Below are 26,931 nucleotides of genomic sequence, written 5' to 3'. Positions count from 1 at the left end.
CGACCCCGTAGAGCAGCAGCCCCCACCCGGGCCGGGCCAGCGGCATCAGCAGATAGACCGGGCCTGGCACGGTCATGGCCACCCAGATAACCCGGCCGGGTCGATGATGGCGGTACGCAGCTCGGCCACCAGCGCCGGCAGGGTGAGCGCCCGTGGTGGCCGGGTGACCGGCAGCGCGCCGGGCTCGTCCGACCCGTTGTCTTCTCCGGTCGCACCATCCCCGTCGCCGGCCACCGGCGGCGTCACCCGAGCAACTGCGCCGTCGCCGATCTCGCCGTTGCCGATCGCGCCGTTGCCGTCCGCGTTGATACCGGCCGCGCCGTTGCCCATCGCGCCGGTGACGGCCGCGTTGTCGCCGCCTGCACTGGTGGCGGAGGAGGCTGCGTCGGCGGGTCCGCCGCCGGTAGGGCCGGTACGTGGGCCCGGCGTGGCCGGCGGGCTCGGCGGGCCTGGCGGGCTCGACGCGTCAGGCGGGCTCGGTGGCGCGATGGGGCCCAGCTCGTGCAGGAAGCGGCTGGGCTGCTCCTCGTGGTCGTCGCCACCGACCGCCGCCGACGCCACCGCGCTGACGAGCAGGCGGTGTCGGGCCCGGCTGATGGCGACGTGGAAGAGCCGGCGCTCCTCGTCGAGCAGTGCCGACGTCTGGCCCACCACGTTGGCCGCGCGGGCGCCCCCGACGGACCGGCCGGCAAGCACGTCGACAAGTCGTTCCGAGCCGAGCAGGCTGCCGCGCAGGCGTAGGTCCGGCCAGATGCCCTCCTGCACGCCGGCGATCGCGACCAGGTCCCATTCCAGGCCCTTCGCCGCGTGCGCGGTGAGCAGTCGTACCGCCGCGCCCCGGTCGGCGGTCGGCGCGATGGTGTCGGCCGGCAGGTCCTGGGCGAGCACGTGGTCGAGGAAGACCTCGGTACGGGCCCCGGGCAACCGGTCGGTGAAGCGGGCCGCCGCGTCGAAGAGGACCAGCACGGCGTCCAGGTCCCGGTCGGCCGCCTCGGCCCGCCGACGCCGGGCCAGGTCACCCTCGCCGGCCGCCGGCCGCCCCTGGGCTATCGCGCCGGCCCACCGTTCGGCCAGCCCGCTGGTGTCCCAGACCTCCCAGAGGACGTCCTCCGCGGTGGCACCGGGTTGGGCGGCGGCGTCCCGGGCGGTGGCGAGCAGCCCGGCCACCGCCTGCGCCGGCTCCGCCCACCTCCGGTCAATGCCGGCCAGCTCCGTCGGGTCGCGCAACGCCTCGACGATCAGCTCTCCGGACGGGCGGCGGTCACCTCCGGCCAGCGCCAGGGCGCGCAGCCCCTGCCGGAGCCGCCGTTCGGCCAGCGGGTCCGCTCCGCCCAGCGGCGAGTGCAGCAGCGCGACGGCGGCCTCCTCGTCCAGGCGGGCCGGTTCGAGGGCGCACCGCAGCAGGAGCAGCAGTGGCGCCACCGCGGGTTGCAGGTGCAGGGGCAGGTCCTCGCCGTGCACCACGGTCGGGACGCCGGCGGCGTGCAGCGCACGTTGCAGGGTGGGCAGCTGGAGGGCCGTGGATCGCACCAGCACCGCCATCCGCGACCACGGCACACCGTCGAGCAGGTGGGCCGAGCGCAGCATGTGGGCCAGCCAGGCGGCCTCGCTGGTCGCCGAGCGGAACGTGTGCACCTCGACCGCGCCGGCCGGGGCGTCCGGCAGCGGGTGCAGCCGGCGATGCGCCATCGGACCACGCAGCCGGCGGCCCAGCCGTGCCATCGCGGCGAGCAGCACCGGGCCGGAGCGGTACGACGTGGTCAGCAGCACCTGCGCGGCCGGCGCTCCGGAGGCCGTCCGGAAGCGGTGCCGGAAGGTGGACACTCCGGCCGGGTCGGCGCCCCGGAAGGCGTACGTGGAGGAGTCGGGGTCGGCGAACGCCACGAGCGGCTTGCCCCCGCCGGCGATGACCGAGAGCAGTTCGAGTTGGGCGGGATCGGTGTCGGCCAGCTCGTCGACGTACACGTGGGCGAGACGGCGGCGCTCGGCGGCCAGCAGCTCCTCGTCGTCGCGGAGCAGGCCGGTGGCGGCCCGGACCAGCTCGGCGGGGTCGTACGCGATCGAGCCGCGATTGCTGACGTCACGCAGCGCGAGCACCGCGACGTACTCCCGCAGGAAGCGGGCCGCTGCCGGCCAGTCGTTACGGCCCAGCTTCTCGCCCAGCCGGGCCAGCTCCACCGGGCCCACACCGCGTTCGGCGGCACGCATGAGCAGGTCACGCAGTTGACCGGCGAACGCCCGGGTCCGCAGGGCCGGGCGCAGGTCGGTGGGCCAGCCGACCGGGTCGTCCTCGGGCTCCTCGCCCACCACGTCGAGCAGCTCGCGGATGATCAGATCCTGCTCGGGGCCGGTGAGCAGGCGGGGTGACGGCTCGCCGCGTTCGGCGGCGGCGCGGCGCAGCAGCCCGAAGGCGTACGCCGGGAAGGTGCGCACCAGCGGCTCACGCAGCACCCGGTAACCGTCCTGCGCGATCCGGGCCTCGATGCGCTGGCGCAGTGCGGTGGCACCACGACGACCGAAGGTCAGCACCAGGATCCGTTCGGGGTCGACCCCCTCGACGACCCGGGCGGCGACCGCCTCGACGAGGGTGCTGGTCTTGCCGGTGCCGGGACCGCCGACGACGAGCATCGGCCCGTCGGTGTGCCCGACGATCTCGGTCTGGACGGGATCGACGCGCGAGCGTGGGCTCCCCGATGCGGTCGCCTCGGCCACGACACCGTCGTCACCCGGCGCGGCGGCACCGCTCACGTCCGCGTCCCCCAGCGTCGGCCCCTCGGGCCGCCGCACCAACCGGTACGCCTGCATCACCAAATCCCATCATCCCCCTACGACACCGACCCCACCCCACCTCGTCGCGTCGGACGTGAAGGTGGCGGCACGACACGCCGACGGCCCTGCCGCCACCCTCACATTGAGTCAGGGTAGGTGGGACTCCAGCGCTTTCAAGGCCTCGGGGACCGTGGCGACCACGGTCAGCAGGCCGAGACCGGCGGGTTTGAGGAAGTGCTGGTCGGTGATGGTGTGCAGCCAGTCCAGCAGGGGCCGGTAGAAGCCGTCGGTGTCGATCAGCACCATCGGCTTGGTGTGCAGGGCGAGGGTGGCGGTGGTCCAGACCTCGAACAGCTCGTCCAGGGTGCCCAGGCCACCCGGCAGGGCCAGGAACGCGTCCGACCTGTCGATCATGAGGGTCTTGCGGCTGGCCATCGAGTCGGTGACCAGCAGCTCGTCCGAGGCGAGGTCGGCGACCTCCAGGTCGACGAGCGCCTGCGGGATGACGCCCACGGTGCGCCCACCGGCGGCGCGTGCGCCGTCGACCACCGCGCCCATCATGCCGACACAGCCACCGCCGCTGACCAGCGTGTGACCGCGCCGGGCCAGCTCCGCGCCGGTCTCGGTGGCGAGGTCGAGCCAGCGTTGGTCGAGGGTGCGCGACGAGGCGCAGAAGACGCAGACGGCGGCCATCAGTCCTCCCGGGGCCGGTCGGCGGTCTGCTCGGCGGCGGCCTGCTGGTCCGCACCGGTACGGGCGACGGCCTCGTCGCGGACCGCCTCCTGTTCGGCGGAGAGCGCGGCCTCGGCCTCGACGATGTGGCGGACGGCCGCGTTGACGTCGTCGGTGAGGCAGATCAGGTCCAGGTCCACCGGGCCGATCTTGCCGCTGGCGGCCATCGTGTCGCGCAGCCAGTCGAGCAGCCCCTGCCAGTACGCCACCCCCATCAGCACGACCGGGAAACGGGTGACCTTGCCGGTCTGTACCAGGGTCAGCGCCTCGAACAGCTCGTCCATGGTGCCGAACCCGCCGGGCAGCACGACGAACGCCTGCGCGTACTTGACGAACATGGTCTTGCGGGCGAAGAAGTAGCGGAAGTCGATGGCCAGGTCGACCCAGTCGTTGAGGCCCTGCTCGAACGGAAGCTCGATGCCGAGCCCGACGGAGAGCCCGCCGGCCTCGGTGGCGCCCCGGTTGGCAGCCTCCATCACGCCCGGCCCGCCGCCGGTGATGACCGCGTAGCCGGCGCGGGCGAGGGCGCCGCCCACCTCCTCGGCGAGTCGACACTCGGCGGTGTCCGGACCGCTGCGCGCCGAGCCGAACACGCTGACGGCCGGTGGCAGGTCGGCGAGGGTGTCGAAACCCTCGACGAACTCGGACAGGATGCGCAGCGCGCGCCAGGCGTCCCTGGTCTTCCAGTCGCCGCGCCCGCGCGAGTCCAGCAGCCGCTGGTCGGCGGTGCTGCTCGGGATCGCGCCCCGACGCAGCGTGACGGCACCCCGATGCCGCTCCTGCCCGGGAGCGCGGCCGGCCTCCCGCCCGTTGTTCTGGCTCATGCAGCAACCGTAGTGGAGCCGCACATCCTCAGGGTCCGGGGCGGGGAGCCCGCGAAATAGTTCGCGATCAAGGGCAACTATTTGGCGGTCCCGTACGTCTTACTATTCACATACCGGGTATGCCCGGCGCGCGCCTTCGGGGGAGGAGACAGCGTGATCAGCAACAACGAGATGATCCGGATCCGTCGACAGATGCAGCGACGGATCCGAGACGTGGTGGCCGAGCGCCGCCGCATCCGCGCCCTCGATCCCGCCCTTCCGCCCGCCGCCACCCCTTCCGGAGCCGATCAAGAGGTTCGCGTCGCCGACAACGGGCCAGGCTGACGCGAACCTCTTGATCACCGGAGACGCGGGCAACGACCAGGCCCGACCGGATCAGGCCGGTGCGAGCCAGCGGTGCAGGGTTGCCGCCCCGTCGCGGATCTTGCTGATCTCGACGTGCTCGTCGGGGTGGTGGGCGAGGTTCGGATCGCCGGGGCCGAAGTTCAGCGCGGGAATCCCCATCGCCGCGAACCGGGCCACGTCCGTCCAGCCCAGCTTGCCGATCGGGGCGGCGCCGACCGCCGCCAGGAACTCCTTCGCCGGGGCTGCGCCGAGCCCGGGCGGGGCACCGGCGATCGAGTCGGTGACCCGCACCTCGAAACCGGCGAACACCTCACGCACATGTGCCTCCGCCTCGGCGGGGGTACGGTCCGGGGCGAAGCGGTAGTTGACCTCGACCTCGCACAGGTCCGGGATCACGTTGCCGGCCACCCCGCCGTTGATCCGTACCGCGTTCATGCCCTCGCGGTAGTCGCAGCCGTCGATGGTGACCCGGCGCGCCTCGTACGTCTGGAGGCGGCGCAGCACCTCCCCGGCACCGTGGATGGCGTTCACCCCGTGCCAGGAGCGCGCCGAGTGGGCGCGTACGCCGGTCGTGGTGACCACCGAGCGCATGGTGCCCTGGCAGCCCGCCTCGACGATGCCGTACGTCGGCTCCAGCAGCACGGCGAAGTCCGCCTCCAGCCACTCCGGGTGTGCCTGGGCGACCAGGTTCAGCCCGTTGTACCGGGACTCGATCTCCTCGGCCTCGTAGAAGAAGTACGTCACGTCGTAGCGCGGGTCGGGCAGCGTCACGGCCAGGTGCAGCGCGTACGCGGTGCCGGACTTCATGTCGGAGGTACCGCAGCCGTACATCAGGTCGCCGCGCATGGTCGACGGGAAGTTGTTGTTCAGCGGCACCGTGTCGAGGTGACCGGCCAGCACGACGCGCTGCGACCGGCCCAGGTCGGTGCGGGCCATGACGGTGTTGCCGTGCCGGTACGTGGACAGGTGCGGTACGCCCCGCAGCACCTCCTCGACACAGTCGGCGATCGCCTTCTCGTTGAGGGACACGGACTCTATGTCGACCAGTACGCGGGTCAGCTGCACCGGATCGGCGAGGACCTCGGGGGTCAGCGGGTTCTCCATGGTTCGCACGGTACCTTCAGGTCTGTCAGCGCGAGGAGCGAGCCGAGGCCGGCGTGGCCGCGACCGAGAGGTGCAACAGTGACGTCCGCAGATTCCGCCTGGGGTATCGGCCTGGCCACCGTCACCGCCGAGGGGCAGGTGCTCGACACCTGGTACCCGACCGGCAAGCTGGGCCTGGGTGAGCTGCCGCTGGTCGACGGCGAGGACAAGTCGGACGTGCTGGACCTGCCGCCGGGAGCGTTGGGCGACCGGCCGCTGCCGGGTCTGCGTACCGTGCAGGTGGTCACCGTGATCGGCTCGCTGGACGATCCGATCAAGGACGCGTCCGACGCGTACCTCCGGTTGCACCTGCTCTCCCACCGCCTGGTGCGGCCCAACCAGCTCAACCTCGACGGCATCTTCGGCAAGTTGGCGAACGTGGCCTGGACCTCCGCCGGGCCGTGCCCGCCGGAGCGGGTCGACGAGCTGCGGGTGATCGAGCGGGCGGCGGGCCGGCACCTGTCGGTGTACGGCGTGGACAAGTTCCCCCGGATGACCGACTACGTGGTGCCCGCCGGTGTGCGGATCGCCGACGCGGACCGGGTCCGTCTCGGCGCCCACCTGGCCGCCGGCACCACCGTGATGCACGAGGGCTTCGTCAACTTCAACGCCGGCACCGCGGGCACCTCGATGGTCGAGGGGCGGATCGTGCAGGGCGTGCTGGTCGGCGACGGCTCCGACATCGGCGGCGGCGCCTCGATCATGGGCACCCTCTCCGGTGGCGGCACCGAGAAGGTGAGCATCGGGGAGCGGAGCCTGGTCGGCGCGAACGCCGGCGTGGGCATCTCCCTCGGCGACGACTGCGTGGTCGAGGCCGGCTGCTACATCACCGCCGCCTCCAAGATCACGCTGCCGGACGGTCAGGTGGTCAAGGCCCGCGAGCTGTCCGGCGTGGACGGGCTGCTGTTCTGGCGCAACTCGGTGACGGGCGCGCTGGAGGCCCGCCCGCGCACCGGCCGTGGCATCGAACTGAACGCCGCACTGCACGCCAACGACTGACGTCCCCGCCGGGTCCGCGGCGCACGGCCGCGGACCCGACAGGGGTACACCTCAGCGCAACCGGTACGCCTGGATGATCCGTTCGGTCACCGTGTTGCCGGCGGCGTCCCGTGCGGTGGCCCGCAGGGACGCGTAGCCGGGGCCGGCGGGGTGCCGGACGGTGGCCGTCCACCCGTGCCCGCCGTTGCGGACCCGCGCGGGTTGCCAGGTGCGTCCGCCGTCGTAGGAGACGTCCACGCTGAGCGCGGTGACGCGCGAACCGGGTGCACCGGGCTGTCGCTGCACCTGGACCGGGATGACCAGGCTGGCACCGGCCGACGCCGCGTTGTCGTCATCGAGCGGCGGCGTGAACCGGATCGCCGACAGCGGCAGGTACCGGTAGTCGTCGCCGGGCACGTGCCCGGACCGGAACGTCCACGCCGCGCCGACCTCGGTGCTCAGGTCGGTGAAACTCCGCTTCGCGGACACCTCCAACCGGTAGCCGGCCGCCCCCGGCGGCACCGTGAACTGCCCGTACCCGGCCTCTGGCAGCTCCTGCACCAGGACACCGTCGCGGTAGAGGGCGGTCCGTGCGCTGTCGACGACCGATCCGCCGGCGTGGCCGTCGGCGTCGCCGTGCAGCGGCAGGCTGACCGCGATCTCGTCACCGAGGCGGGTGACGCCCTGACCCGGCCAACGCGGCGTCGGGAACAACGGCCCGTACGGCGCGCTGTTCCAGGTCTCCCGGACGTGCCGGCCGGCCCGGTACTCCGTCGGATCGGAGACGAACATCGCCTTGATGTCGGACCACCCATCCTCGGTGGGCACCCCGAAGGTCAGCTCGGAGGACCAGCGCACGCCGTTGGTGTTGTAGTGCTCGACCCGCTTCCCCGGCACCGCCGTGGGCAGGACCGTGGCCCAGCCGCCCAGATCCGGTTCGAGGTGCGGGTAGACCACCCGGTCGGCGGTCGTCCCGGCGTACCCGCCCCGGAACTCGTGGGTGACCGTGGCCAGGTCCCGTGCGCGGTAGTTCCGGTCGAAGCCGGTCGGCATCCGACCGGGGATCTTCTCGCTGAGCGCGTACAGGTAGGGGCTGCTGGCCGCCTCGGGCTTACTCCACTGACTGCTCACCGTGCCGAAGAACCGTGCGCCGGAGACCGCCCGACCGATGTTGCCGGTGGTCAGGCCGGTGAAGTCGAACGCGAGCAGACCGAAGCCGTAGGCGCTGTCGTCGGGGTTGACGAAGTTCGAGCCGAGTTCGACCAAATCCGGTGCGGCCGAGCGCTCCGGAACCGTGGTACGCACCGGCCGGGCCCTGCGGGCGTCGAGGGTGGCCGTCACGTCGCGATCGAGCACCAGCTCGGGCTGGGCCAGCTGGGCCGCGCCCTCCTGTCCGTTGAAGATGATGGTGACCAACGCGTACCGCCCCCTGGGTACGCGGACCTCGACGGTGCCGTCCGGGTCGTACAGGTCGCGGCCGGCGAGGGTGTCCAGGTCGACAAGCGCGGTCACGTACTCACCGGATGCCGCACCGTCGACGCCGAGGTGCCGGACGGTGAGCTGGTAGCTCTCCACCTCCCGGTTGACGGCGACCGGGGTGACCGCGACGGCGGTTCCGGAGCGGGCCACGATCCGGCCGGTCCAGTAGCCGTCCGTGCCGACCCGGGTGTCCACGGTGACCGTGGTGCCGGCGGTTCCACCGGCCGGTACGGTGACCCGTCCCACGCCGAGGGCGAACATGCCGGCCGGGGCGGGCTGGCCGTCGGGGCCGGTCACCTCCAGGGTCAGGTCGAGGGTGAGCGCGTCCGGGCCGTCGTTGTGCCAGTCGACCTGCCGGCTGACCGGGGTGTCGTCGTCGTGCGGCCAGGCCGGTTGACCGAAGGAGACACTGACCGGCGTGCTGGTCACCCGCTGGGTGATCGCCCGGGCCACGTCGACGCGGCCGGCACCCTGCTGGAACGCCGTCTGCTCCGGGTGCGGCTTCGCCGAGGCCATCAGGGTCGCCTTGAGCTGGGTGGCCGTCCATCCGCCGTGCTGCTGGGCGAGCAGTGCCACCGCGCCGGTGACGTGCGGCGCGGCCATCGAGGTGCCGGAGAGCGCGACGTACCCGTCCCCCACCGGCTCGCCGATCTGTCCGTTCTTGGCGCGAGCGGCGACGATCTCCACGCCTGGTGCGGTGATGTCCGGCTTCAACCCGCCGTCGCCGACGCGCGGGCCTCGGCTGGAAAAGTCCGCGAGGGCGTCGTCGCGGTCCACCGCGCCGACCGTGAGCGCAGCCTCGGCGCTACCCGGCGAGCCGACCGAGCCGTCCGTACCGTCGTTGCCGGCGGACAGGACGAAGAGCGCGCCCGTCTGCGCGGTCAGCGACTCGACCGCCGCCTCCAACGGGTCGACGTCGGGGGTGTCCGTGCCGCCCAGGCTCATGTTGATCACATCGGCGTGCGCGTCGACGGCCGCCCACTGCATGCCGGCCAGGATCGCCGAGTCCTGGCAGCCGTACTCCTCGCAGACCTTGCCGTTGAGCAGCGTGGCATCCGGGGCGACGCCGTGGTACTTGCCGCCGGACGCCGCACCGCTACCCGCGATGATCGAGGCGACGTGCGTGCCGTGGCCGACCGTGTCGTCGGTGTCGGCGGCCTCGGTGAAGTTCTCCGCCTCGGCGATCCGACCGGACAGGTCGGGGTGGCTGGCGTCGATGCCCGTGTCGAGCACCGCCACGCGGACACCGCGACCGGTGAAGCCGGCCTGGTACGCGGCGGGCGCGCCGATCTGCGGCACGCTGTGGTCGAGGGTGACCTGCCGTCGCCCGTCGAGCCAGATCCGATCGGCGCCCCCCGCCGTGCCGATGCGGGCACCGGTGCCGGTGAGCGATGCCCAGACCGCTGCGGCTCGCTGCTTGTCGGCCGTGGCGGCGAACCCGCCGATGGCGGGCAGTTCGGTCGTGACCGTGAGCCCCGTCGGCGCGGCCGTGCCCTTGCGGGCCTGCGCGCCGGTGGTGACCAGCACCGGCAGGTTGTCGCGGCGCGCGTCGTCGTAGCCGGCGGCGATCAGCGCGGTCACGTCGAACAACCGCCGGTCGACCCGGCCCGCTCGGACCAGGGGCAGGGCGTCCTGCGGTAGCACCGTCAGGTGGCCCCGGTCGCGGGTGGTGAGGAACCGCTGGTGCGTACGCCCCGGTCCGGGACGTACGGAGGCGGACCCGGATGTGGTGACGGTGACCCGGTCCCCGGTGAGCAGGGTGACGGTCTGTCCGGTGGCCCTGCTCGCGGACTGCTCGGCGGCGGGTGCGGTGGGGGTGCGCGGTGGGCTGGCCGTGGCGACCGCCGGGTTGCCCAGGGTGAGAGCTGCCACGGCGGTTGCGGCGATGATTTTCCTGCGTCGATGCAACGGATCCTCCTCGGTGGAGCGTCGATACCACTGGAAGCACATTGACCACCGTCATAGTTGCATACCTGGTATGCAAAATTGGCGTCCAAAATATGACGGACCGGCCAACCCGCTCCGAGCCCAGCCGGCATCATCGACCGGGTGACCTCCATGAAGGACCGGATGTTGGCGGGCGAGCCCTACCTCGCCGACGACCCCGAACTCATCGCCGACCTGGACCGGGCCGCCCGGTTGATGGAACGCTTCAACACCAGCTCGGCGGCCGACCCCACGGCCCGACTGGCGGCGCTCCGTGACCTGCTCGGAGACCTGGGCGACGACACCTGGATACGTCCGCCGTTCTACTGCGACTACGGCTGGAACATCCGGATCGGACCCCGCAGCTTCATCAACTACCAGTCGGTGTTCCTCGACGTCGCCCCGATCATCCTCGGGGCGGACGTCCAGGTGGGACCGAACGTGCAACTGCTCACCCCGACCCACCCGGTGCAGCCCGGCCCGCGCCGCGACAAGTGGGAGGCCGCCAAGCCGATCACCATCGGCGACAACGCCTGGCTCGGCGGCGGCGCGATCGTCCTGGCCGGAGTGACGATCGGCGCGAACACCGTGGTCGGGGCGGGCGCGGTGGTCACCCGCGACCTGCCCGCCAACGTCGTCGCCGTCGGCAACCCGGCCCGACCGGTCCGCGACCTCGACGGGGCCTGAGCCGGGACAGCTCGGCGGCGTCGATCAGGCCGCGAGCGCGGTCACGCCTCCGGCGCTTCCGGCAGACGCACCACCAGGTCGGCGTGCTCGGCGCTCGGGGTGATGAGAGCGGCGTTGGCCTCGTCGCTGCCCAGCGCCCAGGCGCGGGCCTCCTCGGGCGACCGCCCGTACGCCTCGTGCCGGGCGGTCAACCGGCGCTGGCGCAGCCCGGCGTCCAGGTCGAGGAACCATGCCTCGTGCAGCAACGTCCGGACCTCCTGCCACGGAAAGTCCGGCACGAGCAGATAGTTGCCCTCGGTCACCACGAGGCGGACCGACGGCTGCACCTCGATCGCCCCGGCCACCGGTTCCTCCAGGTCCCGGCGGAACTCCGGCGCGTACACCGACGTCGGCTCCAGCCGGCGCAACCGGCGCAGCAACGAGACGTACCCGTTGGCGTCGAAGGTGTCGATCGCGCCCTTGCGGTCGGCGCGGCCCAACCGGACCAACTGCGCCTGAGCCAGGTGGAAGCCGTCCATGGGTACCAGCCGCGCGCTCGCCCCCACCTCGGCGACGATCCGCTCGGCCAGGGTGGACTTCCCGGCCCCGGGCGCGCCGGTGATGCCGAGCAGTTGCCGCGGGCCGGCGTCGGCCAGCGACCGCGCCCGCGCCACCAGCTCGTCGACGGCCAACACCTCGGCCGGCGGCATCAGCCGAGCACCGGATCGCTGATCGTGAACCGCGCCTGCACCGCCGCCTGCACGGTCTGCGGCTGCGGGTCCAACTCCAGCTCGGGAACACCGCCGGCACCGCCCCCGACGTCGAAGGCGGCCGCGCGGGCGAACATCGGACGGTCGGCCGGACCGACGTCGGCCAACTCGATGAGCGCGGTGACGCGGGCGCCCAGCGCCTCGGCGTACTCCCGGGCGCGCAGCAACGCGTCGCCGATCGCGGCGTGCCGCGCCTCGCGGTGCGCCGGGCTGTCCGGGCGCAGCTCCCACCAGGGGCCGGCCACCTGCACCTGGTCCTGGTCGGCCAGCCGGAGCATCAGCTCGCCGAGAGCGGTGAAGTCCGTGACAGTGACGGTGGTGGTGACGCTGCCCAGCCAGCCCACCACCCGTTCGCCCGAGCGCTTGGTCTGCGGCCGGACCCACAGGTCGCCGGTCTCCCGCCGGGCCACCGCCGGCTCGGAGCCGTCCAGCAGCACCCGCACGGCGGCCGCCCCCTCGGCCAACTGGGCGAGCGTCGCCTCCCGGTCCCGACCACGGGCCGTCACGGTGACCGCGAACCGGGCCAGCTCGGGCGGCACCTCCCGGGTCACCTCGCCGCGCACCTGCACCACCGGGCCGTCCGTCGCCATGCCTGCCAGCCTAGTCAGCCAGCGGCAGCAGCGCCGGGTAGGAGACGACGTCCGGACCGACCCGGCAGCCCGTCAGATGGCCGCCGGCGTCACCCAGCTCGCGCAGCCAGGCCACCTCGACGGCATGGTCACCGCCGGCCGGGAACTCCCGGTCCGCCGGGACGAACCGGCGGCCCCGCAACGCCGACCGGGCCGCGCCGGCCTGCGCGTACCGGGCGGTCAACCCCGTCGCGTCGCCGGCTCGCAACGCGTCCGCCAGCTCGTCCAGGAGTACGCGCACCTCGGCCAACTCGTCCAACACCCGCTCGCGGTTGCCGAGCAGCATGTTGGCCGTCCGCTCGGCCGGGGTGCCGGCGACCCGGGTGCCGTCGGAGAAGCTGCCCGCTGCCAGCGCCAACACCGCGTCGCGCAGCGGCGACCGCTGCGTCGCCCCGGCGAGCGCGCCGGCCAGCAGGTGCGGGACGTGCGACGCGAGTGCGACGACCGAGTCGTGCGCCGGCGGGGACATCGGCACCACCCGGGCGCCGAACAGCTCCACCAGGAACCCGGCCAGCCAGCGGAAGGCCAGCGTCGCCGCACCCGGCGACGGGCACAGCACCCAGGCGGCACCGGCGAGCAGCGACGGGGAGGCCGCCGCCAGGCCGGCGGACTCCGCCCCCGCCATCGGATGCCCGGGTACGAAGCGGTCGGTGAGCCCGAGCCGGTCGGCGGCCTCGGCCACCTCGGCCTTGGTGCTGCCCACGTCGGTCAGCACGCAGCCCGGCGCGGTCACCTCGGCGACCTGTGCCAGCGTTCGGGCGAGGGTGGGCAGCGGGCCGCAGAGGAAGACCAGGTCCCGACCGGACACGGCCTCCTCGACCGCGTCGGGGGCCGACACACCTCGTGCCCGCGTGCGCTCCCGGGTGACCGGATCGGGGTCCCAGCCGGTCACGTCGAGGCCCGCGTCGCGCAGCCGCAACAGCACCGAACCGCCGATCAGACCGGTGCCGACCACCGCCACCCGCAGCCGGGCGTACGGCCCGTCCGCCTCCCGGCGGCCCTGTGTCGGATTGCCGGTCGACGTGGTGGCAGGGGCATCCGGCGTCGGGACGGTCGTGCCGTCGGTCATCGCCGGGCGTCCCGGGTCAGGCCCGCAGTCGGCCGGCGACCGCGGCGACGTGCTCGTCGGACTCGGTCAACGCCACCCGGACGTACCGCTGGGCGGAGGGGCCGTAGAAGACGCCGGCGGCGACCAGGATGCCACGCCGGGCCAGCCAGTCGACCGTCTCCCAGCAGTCCTCGTCGCGGGTCAGCCAGAGGTAGAGGCCCGCCTCCGAGTGCTCGATCGTGAAACCGGCCTCGGTGAACGCGGCGCTCAGCACCTCACGCCGGGCACGGTAGCGCTCCCGCTGCTCGGCGGCGTGCTGCTCGTCCCCCAGGGCCGCCACCATCGCGGCCTGCACCGGCGCGGGCACGATCATGCCGGCGTGCTTGCGGATCTTGAGCAGCTCGGCGACGAGAGCCGGATCGCCGGCCACGAACCCGGCCCGGTAGCCGGCGAGGTTGGACCGCTTGGAGAGCGAGTGCACGGCGAGCACCCCGGTGTAGTCGCCGCCGCAGACCTGCGGGGACAGCACCGAGACCGGCTCGGCCGACCAGCCGAGCGGCAGGTAGCACTCGTCGCTGGCGACGACCGCGCCGCGCTCCCGCGCCCAGTCGACGACCTTGCGCAGGTGCGCCGCGGGCAGCACCCGGCCGGTCGGGTTACCGGGCGAGTTGATCCAGACCAGCCGGACCCTCGGCGTCGGACCGACCGAGGTGAGCGAATCGGCGCGGACCACTGTCGCGCCAGCGAGCCGGGCCCCGTCCTCGTACGTCGGGTACGCGATCGACGGCACGATGACCACGTCGCCGGGGCCGATGCCGAGCAGGGTGGGCAGCCAGGCGACCAGCTCCTTGGAGCCGATGGTCGGCAGCACGCCCAGCCCGTCGACGCCCGCGCCACAGGCTCGGGCGACCCATGCCGCGATAGCGTCGCGCAGCGCCGGGGTGCCGGCGGTCAGCGGGTATCCCGGCGCGTTGGACGCGTCCGCCAACGCCTGCCGGATCACCGCCGGGACCGGGTCGACAGGTGTGCCCATGGAGAGGTTGATCAGACCCTCCGGATGCGCCGCGGCCAGGGTGGCCGCGGCGTCCAGGGTGTCCCAGGTGAACTCGGGCAGCCGTGCCGAGACCGGCGCGGGCCGGTTCAGTGGCCTTCGCCGCGCGGCGGCTGCGCGGCGACGAAGGTGGCGTCCTTCTCCACCTTGCCGATCTTCGAGGCGCCCCCGGGCGAGCCCAGGTCCTCGAAGAACTCGTAGTTCGCCCCGGTGAAGTCCTTCCACTGCTCGGGGACGTCGTCCTCGTAGAAGATCGCCTCCACTGGGCAGACGGGCTCACAGGCACCACAGTCGACGCACTCGTCGGGGTGGATGTAGAGCATCCGGTTGCCCTCGTAAATGCAGTCGACCGGGCATTCCTCGATGCATGCCTTGTCGAGCACATCCACGCACGGCTCGGCGATGATGTAGGTCACCGGTCTTCTCCTCCGCAAGACGCGCCGCGATCTCCCGCGACGGTAAGAGCCTAGTATCTCGCCGGGGAAGGGGTCGATCGTGCTCCGACAGCAGGATGTGGGACATCGGATCGTGGTCCGCCGGATTGTGGGGATTCGCGAAGGCCGACCGCTGTTCTCCGACGCTCTCGGCGAGTTGGTGGAGTTGAGCGAGACTCATCTCACCCTCGCCACGGCGCAGGGTCCGCTGCGCGTTCCGGTGGCGCAGGTGCACCGGGCCAAGCGGGTGCCGCCGACCCGCAGGCCGACCGCCGCCGCGGTGGTGGCGTTGGAGCGGGCCGCCGACGAGGCGTGGCCGGCCCCGACGCGCGGCCACCTCGGTGACTGGCTGCTGCGCTCGGCCGAGGGGTGGACCGGTCGGGCCAACTCGGCGCTGCCGATCGGCGACCCGGACCGACCGCTGCCGGCGGCGGTGGACGCGGTCGAGCGCTGGTACGCCGAGCGGGACCAACCCGCGATGATCAACACGCCGCTGCCGCTCGCCGCGCCGGTCGGCGCCGAGCTCGACGAACGCGGCTGGGGCACCCGCCCGCCGACACTCGTCCAGACCGCGCCGCTCCCTCTGGCAGCCCTCGCGGTCACCGCCGCTCCCGCCGTCGACACGATCCTGGAGTTGGCGACCGCGCCGAGCGCGGAGTGGCTGGCGGTCGCCGCCGGCCGCAAGGGGGGTCTACCGGACGCCGCCCGGCACGTGCTCACCGCCGTGGACCAGGTCTGTTTCGCCCACGTGTACGTCGACGGCGCGCTGGTGGCGATCGGCCGTGGCACGGTGACCGGCGAGGGCCGCTGGCTGGGCCTGAGCCTGATCGAGGTGCTCCCGCCCGCACGCCGTCAGGGGCTGGCCCGGCGCGTCGTCGACGCCCTGGCCGCATGGGGCGCCTCGCTCGGCGCGACCCACGCGTTCCTCCAGGTGGAGCAGCGCAACACGGCGGCGATAGCGCTCTACCGGACGCTCGGCTTCGTCACCCACCACACCTACCTGACGCGGGTCGCCCCGAGCTGACCCCCCGCTCGTCGATCTTGCACTTGGTGTGGCGACGTAAGGGGCATTCCGCTCATCCCGACAACCGGAAGTGCAAGATCGACGCGAGGTTCTGGGTGGTGCCCGACGGTCAGCGGCGGACCACCCGGCGGGGCTTGGCGGCCTTGACCTCGGCGTAGCGCTTGAGCTGCCGAGAGCGATAGTCGCGGCCGAGCGCGGTGAGCACCAGGTATCCGATCAGCACCCCTGCGCCGGTGGCGAGCAGGTAGAGCCAGATCTGGGCGAAGAACGTACCCGCACCGCCGGCGAACGGGCTGTGGCCGACCAGCAGCGGCCCGACCAGCACGGTCAGGGCCATCGCGGCCCCCACCACGAGGACCATGTCGGCCGCCCAGTCGGCCAGCGGTCGCCGGCTACCCCAGCGGAACGCCACCACAGCCAGGATCAACCCGATCACCACGAACATCGCCAGTGACACCCGGTCGGCGGCAGCGTCGTCGCTGTCGAAGCCGAATCGGGTGATCAGCCGGGCGACCACGTTGACCGCGAACAACGCTCCCGTGAGCACCCCGACATCACGCCACCGTCTGTCCATCGCACGACCTCCTGCCGTACGCCCCTTTTCGCGGGGCCGCTTCCCTGGCAGGAATATCTACCACCCGTACCTGTGTGACGTCACCAGCCGCCGAGTGTGTTCGGCGGGGCGAGGATCTGCCGGAAACCCATCACGGCGAACGTCATCGCGCCGACCACGATCATCGCCAGGCCGACCCAGTTGTCGCCGGACAGCAGCAGATCGCCCTCGGTGGTGCGGATGGCGGCCACCGCCATCAGGGCGAACCACGGCACCGCCGGCAGCGCCACCGCCCAGCGACGGCCGACCACCTCGTGCGCGAACCAGCTCAGCGCGATGTTCGCGCCGACGGCGAGCAGCACCGAGAACCCGATGAGCTGCCCGCCGACCCGGAGGGTGGCCAGCAGCAGCTCCAACACCCCCGTCACGACGCCGGCCACCACCACGACGATCGCGCCGGCCACCCGTAGGCCCAGGTCCAGCAGTCGCGGCGGCGGCCCCGCCGGTGGCGGGGCGTCCTGGTCGTTCAGGAGCGACATCGGCGCGGCGGGCAGCGTCACCGGAGGCCGGCCGCCGCGACCGGGGAGCGGTCCACGTCGGCCTCCTGAGACAGCCCGGCGAAGAGGTCGTCCTCCCAGCGGTACGGGCCGACGCCCGGACCCTTCTCGCCCACGGCCAGGGTGAAGAACTCCACCCCCATGAACTCGCCGCCGAAGTTGCCGGCGATGGAGTAGAGCCACGAGGTTGCCGGGATCTGGGTGGCGTGCGCCCGCATCGCCGCCTCCTTGGCCGAGTGCTGGTCGGTGCCGTCGATCCGGGCGGCGATCTGCTCGTCCGGGGTGCCGAAGGGCAGCTCGGCCAGGTCCTGGATGCCGGCGAACGGGTTGTCCGAGGACTCGGCGAAGTGCGCCATGCCGGCCTCCAGCACGCTGAGCGGCATGGCCGTCCAGTAGACCTTGGCCGGGGCGCAGCCCTCGACCGCTGCCAGCTCGACGGCGCGCATCGCCACCCGGTGCGCCTGGATGTGGTCGGGGTGGCCGTAGAAGCCGTTCGGGTCGTAGGTGATCAGCACCTGCGGACGTACCTCTCGCATGATCTTCACCAGGTGCCCGGCGGCCTCGTCGAGGTCGGCCTGCCAGAAGGCCCGGGGGTGCTCGTTCGTCGCGAGGCCCATCATGCCCGAGTCACGGTAGCGACCTGCGCCGCCGAGGAAGCGGTGGTCGGCGACGCCGAGCGCCGCGCAGGCGGCGGCCAGCTCCGCGACCCGGTACCCGCCGAGCTGGTCGGCCTCGGCGGCGGCGAGCTGCGCGAGCGCCGGTACGTGGATCTCCCCCTCCTCGCCGAGCGTGCAGGTCACCAGCGTGACGTGTGCGCCGGTGGCGGCGTAGTGGGCCATGGTCGAGCCGGTGCCGATCGACTCGTCGTCGGGGTGCGCGTGGACCAGTAGCAGGCGGCGGTCGGGCAGCGTCGTCACGACGGTCACTCTAACCGGCGGTTCTCCCCCGGGGTCGTTCGACGCGTCCGCCCAGGTCGGCCACATCACGCCCGGCGCGGCTCTACGATTTGGCCTGTGGACTTTCCGGAGCTGGCCGCCCGTACCCGCCGGTTCAGCCACGGCGCGCCACGGGCTGTCTCCGTGGCCGCGGACGGCTCCCGGGTGATCTTCCTGCGCTCCGCCGGCCCGGAGGATCCGGCCGACGCCCTGTGGCTGCTGAACGTGGCGACCGGCGAGGAACACCTGGTGGCCGATCCGGCGACCCTGCTGGGCGCCGACGGAGACCTCCGGGCGCTGTCCCCCGGTGAGCGGGCGTTGCGGGAGCGACTCCGGCTCACCGCCGCCGGCATCGGCTCGTACGCGCTGGACGCCGCCGGCCGCGTGGCCGTGTTCGCGCTGGCCGGCCGGTTGTTCCGGGCCGACCTGGTGCACGGCGACGTGGTGGAGGTGGCCGCCGTCGGCCCGGTGCTGGACCCTCGACCCGATCCGACCGGCGAACGCCTGGCCTACGTGACCGACGCGGCCGAGGGCGTACGCCGGGGTGAGCTGCGGGTGATCGACGCCGACGGCACCGACACCCTGCTGGCCGGCGAGGACGCGGGCGTGAGCTGGGGGTTGGCCGAGCACATCGCGGCCGAGGAGTTCGGGCGGTACCGGGGTTACTGGTGGGCTCCGGACGGGCGCATGGTGCTCGCCGCCCGGGTGGACGAGTCCCGGCTGGACCGCTGGTACCTGCACGACCCGGCCGAGCCGGGCCACCCGCCGACGGCTGTCGCGTACCCCCGGGCCGGCGGCCCGAACGCCGAGGTGAGCCTGCACCTGCTCGACCTCGACGACGGCTGGGTCGACGTGCACTGGGACCGCGAGACCTACCCGTACCTGGCCGGCGTGAGCTGGGCGGAGGGCAGCCCGTTGATCACCGTGCTGCGCCGCTCGCAGCAGCACGGGCTGGTGCTCGCGGTGGACCCACGCACCGGCGAGACCCAGGTCCACGCCGAGCTGGCCGACCCGCGCTGGGTGGAGCCGATCGCCGGCACTCCCGCGCATCTGCCCGACGGGCGGGTACTGGTCGGCGGCGAGCTGGCCCACGACGGGTACGACGCGCGCTGCCTGTTCGCCGATGGCACGCTGCTCACCCCACCCTCGCTGTACGTGCGGCGGGTGGTGGGTCGACTCCCGGCCGTCAGCGGTCCCGCCGACCTGCTGGTGGAGGCGAGTGACGGGGAGCCGAGCGAGCGGCACCTGTTCCGGGTCCGTACGACGATCGGCGGTGGGGTGGACGCCCGGCGGCTCACCACCGACCCGGGCTGGCACACGGCGGCCGTCGGCGGGGACGTGCTGGTGGTCGGTACGGCGTCGCTGGACCACGCCGGGGTGCGGTGGACGGTGTCGCGCGGCGGGCAGGAGGTGGCCGAGCTGCGATCTCTGGCCGCCGACCCGCCGTACTCTCCGCTGCCGCTGCTGGAACGGGTGACCGACCGGCGGCTGCCGGCGGCGGTGCTCTACCCGGACAACCACGTGACGGGCCGGCGGCTGCCGGTGCTGCTGGACATCTACGGCGGCCCGGGCCACCAGGAGGTGGTGGCGGCGCGGGCCGCGTGGTTGGAGCGGCAGTGGTGGGCCGACGCCGGCTTCGCCGTCGTCACGATCGACAACCGGGGTACGCCGGGAGTGGCCCCCTCGTTCGAGAAGGCGATCCACCGGCGACTGGCCGACGTCATCCTGACCGACCAGATCGACGCGTTGACCGCCCTCGCCGGCAAACACCCGGACCTGGACCTGGGTCGGGTGGCCGTACGCGGCTGGTCGTTCGGCGGGTGGCTGGCCGGGTTGGCGGTGCTCCGCCACCCGGAGCTGTTCAAGTGCGGCATCGCGGGCGCTCCGGTGACCGACTGGACGCTGTACGACACCGCGTACACCGAGCGGTATCTCGGCCTGCCCGAGGACGGCATGGACGTGTACGCCCACCACTCGCTCATCGAGCTGGCCGCCGAGCGGATCACCGGCCCGGACCAGGCTCGCCCGCTGCTGCTGGTACACGGGCTGGCCGACGACAACGTGGTGGCCGCGCACACGCTGCGGCTGTCGGCCGCGCTGTTGTCGTCCGGCCGCCCACACGCCGTACTGCCGCTGACCGGCGCGACGCACATGGCCGCGAACGGCACCGCCGAGCGGCTCCTCCCACTGGAGCTGGAATTCCTGCGTACGCACCTGCGGTGAGCGGCCAGGATCCGCGCCAGGGAAACTACCTGTCGGGAACCGCCGTGTTTGCCTCCGCGCAGGTTGCGCCCTGTCCCGCGAGGACTGTTTCGCGGAATGACGCCACGACGGGCCGAAGATCGACCCGGTGCCAGGCCGCCCACAGTTGCACGGCTCCCCCGTACCAGGGGAGTTCCCGCACAACGATGCCCTCGACCATGCTCCGGACCATGCTCCGCTGAACGAGCGCGAGGCCGAGACCGGAGGCGACCAGGCCCAGTGCCGTGAGCGGATCGGCCGCGTCGAGGCGGATGTCCGGTGTGAAGCCGTAGGCCAGGCATGACGTGACAAACGTGTCACGCCAGCCCCGGTCCTGCGAGTCGCCAACCGCGATCCACGGCTGCCCGTTAACGTCGTCGGGCATCAGCTTCTCCTGCGCAACGAGGAGATGACTGGCGGGAAGCGCGAGCAGCAGCGGATCTGTCAGGAGGGGGTACGCCTTCAGATCCGGATCGTCCTCGGGTGGCGGCGTGCGGACCAGTGCGATGTCCAGACTGCGCTGGCGTAGGCCTTCGAACTGCTCGGTCGACTCCTGGTCGTACAGCGCGACATGAATCTCCGGACGCTCCTCACGCAGGACGCGAAGAGCAGTGGGCAGGATGCCGGTGTGTATGGCGTCGGTCACGTAACCGATGCACAGCCCACCCTCCTCGCCGCGGCCGAGCCGCCGGCCAAGGTTCTCCAGCCTGTCCGCGTGGCGCAGTAGAGCGCGGGCCTCAGTCAGGAAGAGACGGCCGTCGGAGGTCAGGCGGATGCGCTGCTGACTCCGCTCGAAGAGGGTGAGGCCCAGGCTCTTTTCGAGCTGGGCGATTTGCCGGCTGAGTGGCGACTGGGACATGTGCAGCCGGTCGGCGGCCCGTCCGACGTGCTCGGCCTCGGCGACGGCCACGAAGTACCGGAGTTGTCGGAGGTCAAGCATGTAGGACCTCGCAGGACTCAAGTAAGTCGTGGTAAGTCTTGGACAGTCTCATGAGTGGATCATAATCTTGGACTCGCACAACCGGTCAATCGTACAATTGTTCATGTATCGTACGAATTTACATTAAGAGGCTCACATCATGTCGATCAAGTCCGTCCTTCCTGGTGCACTCGGATTCGGCACCGCGCCGCTCGGCAACATGTTCCGCGACATTCCCGACGGAGAGGCGGCGGCCACCGTCGATGCCGCATGGGACCAGGGCATCCGCTACTTCGACACGGCACCGTTCTACGGCGCGGGCCTCGCCGAGATCCGGCTCGGCAACGTGCTGTCAGAGCACCCGCGCGACGAGTACGTCCTCAGCACCAAGGTCGGCCGCGTCATCCTCGACGAGATCGAAGATCCAGCCACCCGCGACCTGGGCGAGAAGGGTGGCCTCTTCGAGCACGGCCGCCCGAACAAGGTCCTCAACGACTACAGCGCCGACGCCACCCTGCGCTCCATTGACGACAGCCTCAAGCGCCTCAAGACCGACCGCCTCGACATCGTCTGGGTGCACGACGTAGCCCAGGACTTCTACGGGGACGACTGGCTGGCCGTCTACGAGTCGGCCCGCACGGGTGCCTTCCGCGTCCTACAGAGGCTGCGTGACGAGGGTGTCATCAAGGCATGGGGTCTGGGTGTCAACCGGGTGGAGCCCCTGGAAATCACCCTCGATCTTGACGAGCCCAAGCCCGACGCCTTCCTCCTCGCCGGCCGCTACACCCTCCTGGACCACGACCATGCTCTGCAGCGCCTGATGCCGGCCGCTGCGGCCCAGGGCGTGGACATCGTCGTCGGTGGCCCCTACAGCTCGGGAATCCTTGCCGGCGGTACGCACTTCGAGTACCAGCAGGCACCTGCAGCCATCATCGAGAAGGTGACGCGGATCAAGGCACTAGCCGAGCGGTACGGGATTACCGTCAAGGCCGCCGCGCTGCAGTTCGTCCTCGCCAACCCGGCCACGGTTGCCGCGATCCCCGGTGCCACGAAGCCCAGCCGCATCGCGGAAGACGTGGCCGCCCTCAACGAGACGGTGCCGGCTGCCTTCTGGACGGCCCTCCGGGAGGAGAAGCTGATCGCCGACTCCGCGCCCGTACCCGCCGCCTGACCGTTCATCCCCTCTCTGACTCAGTTCCTCAGGAGATTCCCGTGGCCACAGCGACTGAATTCATCGACGTTCCCGTTTCGCCCGACCGCACCTGGCAGCTCATCGGCGGCTTTGACTCCCTTCCCGAATGGCTGCCCTACATCCCGAGCAGCGAACTCAGCGAGGGTGGACGCGTCCGCACCCTCACGAACGAGGACGGCGGCGTCATCGTGGAGCGTCTCGAAGCCTTCGACAATGCGGCACGCACCTACAGCTACTCCATCCTTAAGGCCCCCTTTCCCGTCACCGACTATTTCTCCACCCTCAGCGTGCACGCCGTAGCTGAACAGAACAGCGCCCGCGTGCAGTGGTCAGGAACCTTCACGCCGGTCGGCGTCAGCGACGAAGAGGCCATCGCCCTGTTCCACGGCATCTACCGGGATGGTTTGGCCGCACTGCACCAGACACTCACCGTGGCCGCCGCTTGACAGCTGAGGCTGCCCCCACTGGAACTGGACTTCCTGCGTACACGTATCGACGGTGAGCGGCTACCCCCGTTCTGGCAGCGCTGCCAGAACGGGGGTAGCCCGCCGATCCCCGCTGGCGGACGGGGTCAGCCCTTGGGGCTGGGACCGAACCGGTTGGCTCCGGGCGTGCTCTCCAGCACGAAGGACACGATCAGGACGATGGCGCCCACGATCGGCACCAGGGCGATCAGCAACCACCACCCCGTCTTGTCGGTGTCGTGCAGGCGTCGCACCGCGACGGCCAGCGTCGGCAGCAGCAGCGCCAGGGAGGCGACGAGGCCGATGAAGCCGGAGGGCCCAGCCCCCCGCGTCCCGATATCCGTGCAGCCGGGCGTCGACGGCGTAGGAGTAGCCGTTGTCGAGGTCCGGAAAACGAAACTTGTCGGCTGCGGCGTCGAGCTGTTCGAGGATGTCGGACGAGCGCACAGCCGAGCACTGTACTGCGGTCAACGCGTTCGGCTCTCCCAGGCCGGCTGCCTGGGCCGATCGTTGTGCACGACGACGTCGGCGTGCCGAGTCGGGTGGACGGTGGCGAAGTAGAGCTGCTGGGAGGGGATGTACCGCTCGCGCCAGCGTCGTTCGACGTCGGCCCGGGGTGACAACCGCTCCCGGAGCACGGCACGGTCCACGGTCCTCTCGAGGTCCGTCGACAGGAAGATGCGCAGGTCCCACCGGTCGATCAGTTCCGGACGCAGGAGAAAGACGCCGTCGAAGACCAGCACGGCGTCGACGGGAGCGGTGGTGACCGGCGGGGACAGCACGGTGTCCGTGGCGCGGTCGTACACCGCGTGCTGAAAACGTCGATCTCCGTTCGGGCCGAGCGGATCGAGCAGCACCCGGTTGAGCGCGTCGTTGTCGTGGGTGTCGTGGTAGCAGCCCTCGGCCGAGTACTCGCCGCGCGGATAGCGCCGCGCCCGGGGAAAGAGGAAGTCGTCGATCGTCGCCCGGATGACGTCGCGACCCTGCCCGCGCAGGACGACGGCCAGTTCGTCGGCGAGGGTGGTCTTACCGCTGGCGGGCGGCCCGTCGACCGCGACCCGCGTCGGGTGCACGACCGTGACGGACCCGACCGCCTCGGCCAGGCGACCGAGCAACTCGTCGCGGGTGCCGTGGTCCACGGTCTGCACCGTCCTCATTTCGCGAGGGCCGCCATGCGGCGCGGTCAGTGTCGGAGACGCCCACTCCTTGCTGGAGCTGACCCACCGTACCCATCGGGGTTGGACCGTCACGCTCACAGCACCCCGAGGTTGATGGCGAGCTGGGTGATCGTGGGTGGGGCGTCCGGGTGACGGGCGGCGTGGGCGACCACGTCCCGCGCCGACGGCCGGTGGCGGATCTCGGCCGGCGCGATGCTGTCGGCCCGAACCAGAAGCCGGCCGCGTTGCCGGGGTCGTTCGTCTGGAGGTGGGCGCGCGGCGCGTCGATGAGGTGTGCCGCGCGGTGCTCGACCGGCAGCCACCGCCAGCCGTCCCGCCGGATCGCCTCCCGATGCAGGGTGACCGCCCGCGAGCCGTCCCCCAGCTCCACCGCGGCGGTGACCCGCGCCAGCTCGACGGCCGTCGGCCCGAACGCCGTCCGGTGGTGATCGTGTCCGTCGCCCACCCCAGCGGCCAGCTCGGCTGCCTCGCCCAGCAGGTCACCGGCCGCCCGGTCGCAGGTAGGCGACCCGTCGACCGATCGGAACCGGATCACCGCCCACGACGCCACCGCCGATCCGGCACCGCCCGAGTCGTCTCCTCCACCGGTATCCGCTCCGACTCGGCCTGCGCCAGCAACCGGCGTTTGGCCGCTTCCCGTTCGTCGGCGTCGATCTGCTCGCCACGACTGACCACCTCGTCGTCAGAGTTGGACATCATCGCCTCCGCTGCTGGTGGCACCGGCCGGCTCGGCCGTCGCATGCAATCCACAATGACGCTGCACTGTCATCTGATGCAGCGGCATGTGAGGGGTCATAACGGGCACATTCCCGGCGACATTAAGGCGACGCACCGCTATTGTGGCGAACATGAATGCCCCGAACACCGCCCTACGCGCGGTCCGCACCGGGATGCGTATGAGCCAGGACGACTTCGCCCGCGCGCTCCAGGCCGCCGGTCGACGCGTCGGCGAGCCCAACGATGCCAACAAGAGACTCGTCCAACGCTGGGAGTCTGGCGCGATCGCCGCGCCACGACCCATGTATGCCCGCGCCCTGGAAGTCGTCACCGGCCTGCCGGTCTCGCTTCTCGGCTTCGCCGCGATTCCCGACGGCCGCGCAGTCGACGACCAACACGGTGGGCACGACGTGACCTCACCCATGTCCGATCTGGCCACGCCGACGCCCAAGCCACTCGCGGTCCACGCGTCGTACGAGGGTATCTGGCTCAGCCGCTACCAATTCCACTCCAGCGGCCGGGGAGAATCATTCGCCGGGCAGCACTTCGTGGTCGTGCTCCAGCACGGCGATCGACTGACGGTGCGCAGCCTTCCCGGCTCAGCCGCATCGTCACTGTCGATGGATCTCACCGTCGACGGTGCCGTGGTCACCGGCACCTGGGTGGAGCAGACCGATCCGGCCGGCTACTACCGGGGCGCTCGCTACCACGGCGCCATCCAGCTCCTGGTCGAGCCCACCGGCCGGCGGATGGCCGGAAAATGGGTCGGGTTCGGCAAGGACATGGACGTCAATACCGGCCCATGGGAACTGACCTTCCGAGATGCTTCCACATCGAAGACGACGCTCGACCGTTACAACACGTCGCCCGATTAGGCGCTCCGCCACCTCGTCCGCAGCCTCGTCGTAGTCCGAGCGGTGGTCAGCGCTCGTCTGCCGCCCGTGGCGCAGGTGTGCTCAGCCGTGGGCCCGGATCTGGTCGAGCCAATCGACGGCCAGCCGGCGTCCGTCCGGGAGCCGGTCGTCCCGGCCCCTGAGCATGTCGTCGAGTGTAGGCGGCCGCCGTGTCGGCGCGACCGTCGAAAACGCCCCTCGGGTCCCGCCGGGGCTGTCAGACCGTCGGCGGCCAGCGGTGGGTTCGCCACTCGTGCCACGTCGCGAACCCGGCCGGCGGCTCGTCGATGGGCTCGCTGCCGTCGAGCTCGCCCGGCGTCGGGATGTCGATGCGGGCGGCCCAGTCGGCGAGTTCCGCGTCGGACATCGGCCACGTCGTGTGGGGCGCGTCGGCCTGGCGCTGGTCGAGCCGTCTGCGCTGCTCGGCCGGGGTGAGTTCGAAGTAGCGCAGCTCCACCGCCACGCCGAGGTCGGCCGCTGCCTGCCGGAGGGCGGAGCGCTCGTCCCGACCCCAGAGGCCGAAGTCGATCACGACATTGGTGCCGAGTTCGAGGGCGCGCAGCCCGATCTCGATGAGTCGTCCCTCGATCACGTCCGAGGCCGCAGGCGGATTCTCGACCCCGTAGAGAGCCTTCACCCACTCGTCCTTGGTCAGACGAAGTGCCTCCTGCTCGACCTCGATCTGCCGGGCGGCAGTCGTCTTTCCGGTACACGGGAGCCCCACCGTCAGGAACAGTGTCGGTCGCGTCAGCACGGATGCCATCCGCTCAGCATGCCCGGATCTCCCAGGTTGGCAGCGGGGATCGTCGTTGTGCACGATGACGTCGGGCCAGGTTCGCACAGAGCCGAGCACAACTCAGTCAAGCCAGCAGATCACCGCGTCGCCGTCACTGGCGGCCGCGGCGAAGAAGGTCTGGACGCCGGGCAGATAGTGGGCCACCCACGCCAGCTCGCCGGGCTCTTCCCAGGTCTGTGGGTAGACCTCGGCCAACTTCAGCTCCTGGGGGTCGACACCCCCGATCAGGGTCTCCTGGGTGAGCGCGGCCAGCTGCGAGGCCGCGACCGTCACCTGCGACGGGGTGAGGTAGGAGGGCGGCCCGTAGCCCCAGTCGTCTTCGAGGTTTTCCAGGAAGTCGAACATCTCGTCGCTGTCGGGTTCGACGTCCGGCAACTCCACAAAGCTCTCCGCGCCGAGGACCAGCGGGACTTCGAAGCCGAGCCGGTCGAGGAGGAAGTCGAGCCCGTGCCACGCCCTGTCGGTGCCGGTCCAGCGATCGGAGTTGTCGTCCCGCGCGCTCATGGCGTGCTCGTAGGCCCAGCCGAGGTCTGCCTTGGCCCGCTCCAATTCGTCTGGCGAGACGCGCAGCCAGTTGCCGTTCATGCTCACGCCGCCAAACCTAGATCCCGGCTACGACAGGACTCGCGCCGCGCTGCCACTGACCGGCGCCACCGCATGGCTGCCAA

General features: G+C 71.8%; 27 protein-coding genes and 1 pseudogene. 8 read left to right on the top strand and 20 right to left on the bottom strand.

The window, feature by feature from the left end:
- Positions 1–495 precede the first annotated feature (495 nt).
- From ABZV06_RS10635 to ABZV06_RS10625, 3 genes and pseudogenes are all read right to left on the bottom strand, one after another.
- A pseudogene (locus tag ABZV06_RS10635) lies at positions 496–2,805 on the bottom strand (ATP-dependent helicase); the annotation flags it as partial.
- A 111-nt stretch (positions 2,806–2,916) separates the two neighbouring features.
- Positions 2,917–3,462, bottom strand: coding sequence for a TIGR00730 family Rossman fold protein (locus ABZV06_RS10630; protein ID WP_355237111.1), 546 nt, complete (start codon positions 3,460–3,462; stop codon positions 2,917–2,919).
- Positions 3,462–4,325 (bottom strand): TIGR00730 family Rossman fold protein, encoded by an 864-nt coding sequence (locus ABZV06_RS10625; RefSeq protein WP_355237108.1) that lies wholly within the window; start codon positions 4,323–4,325, stop codon positions 3,462–3,464. The genes ABZV06_RS10630 and ABZV06_RS10625 overlap by 1 nt, the downstream gene beginning before the upstream one ends.
- Positions 4,326–4,478: 153 nt before the next feature.
- Between ABZV06_RS10625 and ABZV06_RS10620 the strand changes: the two genes are divergently transcribed.
- Complete coding sequence (locus tag ABZV06_RS10620; protein ID WP_355237105.1) at positions 4,479–4,649, top strand: hypothetical protein; 171 nt, start codon at positions 4,479–4,481, stop codon at positions 4,647–4,649.
- 51 nt (positions 4,650–4,700) lie between these two features.
- Here ABZV06_RS10620 and dapE read toward each other — a convergent pair whose 3' ends face one another.
- Positions 4,701–5,774, bottom strand: a complete 1,074-nt coding sequence (dapE, locus tag ABZV06_RS10615; RefSeq protein ID WP_355237102.1) for a succinyl-diaminopimelate desuccinylase — start codon at positions 5,772–5,774, stop codon at positions 4,701–4,703.
- Between the two features lie 78 nt (positions 5,775–5,852).
- Between dapE and dapD the strand changes: the two genes are divergently transcribed.
- Positions 5,853–6,812 (top strand): 2,3,4,5-tetrahydropyridine-2,6-dicarboxylate N-succinyltransferase, encoded by a 960-nt coding sequence (dapD, locus tag ABZV06_RS10610; RefSeq protein ID WP_355620335.1) that lies wholly within the window; start codon positions 5,853–5,855, stop codon positions 6,810–6,812.
- 51 nt (positions 6,813–6,863) lie between these two features.
- Here the strand turns inward: dapD and ABZV06_RS10605 are convergent, their stop codons facing one another.
- Positions 6,864–10,220, bottom strand: a complete 3,357-nt coding sequence (locus tag ABZV06_RS10605; RefSeq protein ID WP_355620332.1) for a S8 family serine peptidase — start codon at positions 10,218–10,220, stop codon at positions 6,864–6,866.
- A 120-nt stretch (positions 10,221–10,340) separates the two neighbouring features.
- Here ABZV06_RS10605 and ABZV06_RS10600 point away from each other — a divergent pair, with 120 nt between their 5' ends.
- The gene (locus ABZV06_RS10600; protein WP_355620352.1) at positions 10,341–10,883 is read left to right on the top strand and encodes a sugar O-acetyltransferase; all 543 of its coding nucleotides are present in this window, start codon (positions 10,341–10,343) and stop codon (positions 10,881–10,883) included.
- Positions 10,884–10,924: 41 nt separating this feature from the next.
- On the opposite strand, the gene ABZV06_RS10595 is transcribed toward ABZV06_RS10600, so the two are convergent.
- Genes ABZV06_RS10595 through fdxA form a run of 5 tightly spaced genes read right to left on the bottom strand, consistent with a single transcriptional unit; the run spans position 10,925 to position 14,776 of the window.
- Entirely contained in the window at positions 10,925–11,572 is a 648-nt protein-coding gene (locus ABZV06_RS10595) for a nucleoside/nucleotide kinase family protein (RefSeq protein ID WP_355620329.1), read from the bottom strand.
- On the bottom strand, positions 11,572–12,222 hold the full coding sequence (locus ABZV06_RS10590) for an SIMPL domain-containing protein (protein WP_355620326.1): 651 nt from the start codon (positions 12,220–12,222) through the stop codon (positions 11,572–11,574). Before ABZV06_RS10590 ends, ABZV06_RS10595 begins: the two co-directional genes overlap by 1 nt.
- A 10-nt stretch (positions 12,223–12,232) precedes the next feature.
- Positions 12,233–13,330 carry a prephenate dehydrogenase/arogenate dehydrogenase family protein gene (locus ABZV06_RS10585; protein ID WP_355620323.1) on the bottom strand — a complete coding sequence of 366 codons (1,098 nt, stop codon included), beginning with the start codon at positions 13,328–13,330 and terminating at the stop codon, positions 12,233–12,235.
- A gap of 16 nt (positions 13,331–13,346) precedes the next feature.
- Positions 13,347–14,453 carry a succinyldiaminopimelate transaminase gene (gene dapC, locus ABZV06_RS10580; protein ID WP_355237597.1) on the bottom strand — a complete coding sequence of 369 codons (1,107 nt, stop codon included), beginning with the start codon at positions 14,451–14,453 and terminating at the stop codon, positions 13,347–13,349.
- Positions 14,450–14,776, bottom strand: coding sequence for a ferredoxin (gene fdxA / locus ABZV06_RS10575; protein WP_199523857.1), 327 nt, complete (start codon positions 14,774–14,776; stop codon positions 14,450–14,452). Before fdxA ends, dapC begins: the two co-directional genes overlap by 4 nt.
- A 79-nt stretch (positions 14,777–14,855) precedes the next feature.
- Here fdxA and ABZV06_RS10570 point away from each other — a divergent pair, with 79 nt between their 5' ends.
- Positions 14,856–15,818, top strand: coding sequence for a GNAT family N-acetyltransferase (locus ABZV06_RS10570; RefSeq protein WP_355620320.1), 963 nt, complete (start codon positions 14,856–14,858; stop codon positions 15,816–15,818).
- 109 nt (positions 15,819–15,927) lie between these two features.
- On the opposite strand, the gene ABZV06_RS10565 is transcribed toward ABZV06_RS10570, so the two are convergent.
- From ABZV06_RS10565 to mshB, 3 genes are all read right to left on the bottom strand, one after another.
- Complete coding sequence (locus ABZV06_RS10565; protein WP_355237082.1) at positions 15,928–16,392, bottom strand: hypothetical protein; 465 nt, start codon at positions 16,390–16,392, stop codon at positions 15,928–15,930.
- Between the two features lie 80 nt (positions 16,393–16,472).
- Complete coding sequence (locus tag ABZV06_RS10560) at positions 16,473–16,910, bottom strand: hypothetical protein (RefSeq protein ID WP_355237079.1); 438 nt, start codon at positions 16,908–16,910, stop codon at positions 16,473–16,475.
- Between the two features lie 17 nt (positions 16,911–16,927).
- The gene (mshB, locus tag ABZV06_RS10555) at positions 16,928–17,854 is read right to left on the bottom strand and encodes an N-acetyl-1-D-myo-inositol-2-amino-2-deoxy-alpha-D-glucopyranoside deacetylase (RefSeq protein ID WP_355237076.1); all 927 of its coding nucleotides are present in this window, start codon (positions 17,852–17,854) and stop codon (positions 16,928–16,930) included.
- An 87-nt stretch (positions 17,855–17,941) separates the two neighbouring features.
- Between mshB and ABZV06_RS10550 the strand changes: the two genes are divergently transcribed.
- Positions 17,942–20,086: a prolyl oligopeptidase family serine peptidase gene (locus ABZV06_RS10550; RefSeq protein WP_355237073.1), complete on the top strand. Its 2,145-nt coding sequence runs from the start codon at positions 17,942–17,944 to the stop codon at positions 20,084–20,086.
- A 25-nt stretch (positions 20,087–20,111) separates the two neighbouring features.
- On the opposite strand, the gene ABZV06_RS10545 is transcribed toward ABZV06_RS10550, so the two are convergent.
- The gene (locus ABZV06_RS10545) at positions 20,112–21,044 is read right to left on the bottom strand and encodes a LysR substrate-binding domain-containing protein (protein ID WP_355237071.1); all 933 of its coding nucleotides are present in this window, start codon (positions 21,042–21,044) and stop codon (positions 20,112–20,114) included.
- Positions 21,045–21,183: 139 nt separating this feature from the next.
- Here ABZV06_RS10545 and ABZV06_RS10540 point away from each other — a divergent pair, with 139 nt between their 5' ends.
- Positions 21,184–22,194 (top strand): aldo/keto reductase, encoded by a 1,011-nt coding sequence (locus ABZV06_RS10540; protein WP_355237069.1) that lies wholly within the window; start codon positions 21,184–21,186, stop codon positions 22,192–22,194.
- Positions 22,195–22,235: 41 nt separating this feature from the next.
- Complete coding sequence (locus tag ABZV06_RS10535; protein ID WP_355237066.1) at positions 22,236–22,661, top strand: SRPBCC family protein; 426 nt, start codon at positions 22,236–22,238, stop codon at positions 22,659–22,661.
- A 125-nt stretch (positions 22,662–22,786) separates the two neighbouring features.
- Here ABZV06_RS10535 and ABZV06_RS10530 read toward each other — a convergent pair whose 3' ends face one another.
- From ABZV06_RS10530 to ABZV06_RS10515, 4 genes are all read right to left on the bottom strand, one after another.
- Positions 22,787–22,933 carry a DUF805 domain-containing protein gene (locus ABZV06_RS10530; RefSeq protein ID WP_355237063.1) on the bottom strand — a complete coding sequence of 49 codons (147 nt, stop codon included), beginning with the start codon at positions 22,931–22,933 and terminating at the stop codon, positions 22,787–22,789.
- Positions 22,934–23,146: 213 nt separating this feature from the next.
- Positions 23,147–23,818, bottom strand: a complete 672-nt coding sequence (locus tag ABZV06_RS10525) for a cytidylate kinase family protein (RefSeq protein WP_355237595.1) — start codon at positions 23,816–23,818, stop codon at positions 23,147–23,149.
- Between the two features lie 113 nt (positions 23,819–23,931).
- Entirely contained in the window at positions 23,932–24,159 is a 228-nt protein-coding gene (locus ABZV06_RS10520; RefSeq protein WP_355620317.1) for a hypothetical protein, read from the bottom strand.
- 229 nt (positions 24,160–24,388) lie between these two features.
- Positions 24,389–24,553: a hypothetical protein gene (locus ABZV06_RS10515; protein ID WP_355237057.1), complete on the bottom strand. Its 165-nt coding sequence runs from the start codon at positions 24,551–24,553 to the stop codon at positions 24,389–24,391.
- 143 nt (positions 24,554–24,696) lie between these two features.
- Here ABZV06_RS10515 and ABZV06_RS10510 point away from each other — a divergent pair, with 143 nt between their 5' ends.
- Positions 24,697–25,449, top strand: coding sequence for an XRE family transcriptional regulator (locus ABZV06_RS10510; RefSeq protein WP_355620315.1), 753 nt, complete (start codon positions 24,697–24,699; stop codon positions 25,447–25,449).
- A gap of 235 nt (positions 25,450–25,684) precedes the next feature.
- Here ABZV06_RS10510 and ABZV06_RS10505 read toward each other — a convergent pair whose 3' ends face one another.
- Both ABZV06_RS10505 and ABZV06_RS10500 read right to left on the bottom strand, forming a co-directional pair.
- Positions 25,685–26,230: an ATP-binding protein gene (locus ABZV06_RS10505; RefSeq protein WP_355237051.1), complete on the bottom strand. Its 546-nt coding sequence runs from the start codon at positions 26,228–26,230 to the stop codon at positions 25,685–25,687.
- 93 nt (positions 26,231–26,323) lie between these two features.
- Positions 26,324–26,848, bottom strand: a complete 525-nt coding sequence (locus tag ABZV06_RS10500; RefSeq protein WP_355620349.1) for a YfbM family protein — start codon at positions 26,846–26,848, stop codon at positions 26,324–26,326.
- Positions 26,849–26,931: the final 83 nt, after the last annotated feature.

It is taken from the genome of Micromonospora sp. NPDC005172 (assembly GCF_040608555.1).
GTDB lineage: Bacteria > Actinomycetota > Actinomycetes > Mycobacteriales > Micromonosporaceae > Micromonospora.
The sequence above is the reverse complement of the archived record's forward strand: the minus strand, read 5'-3'. Positions and strand labels throughout refer to the sequence as shown.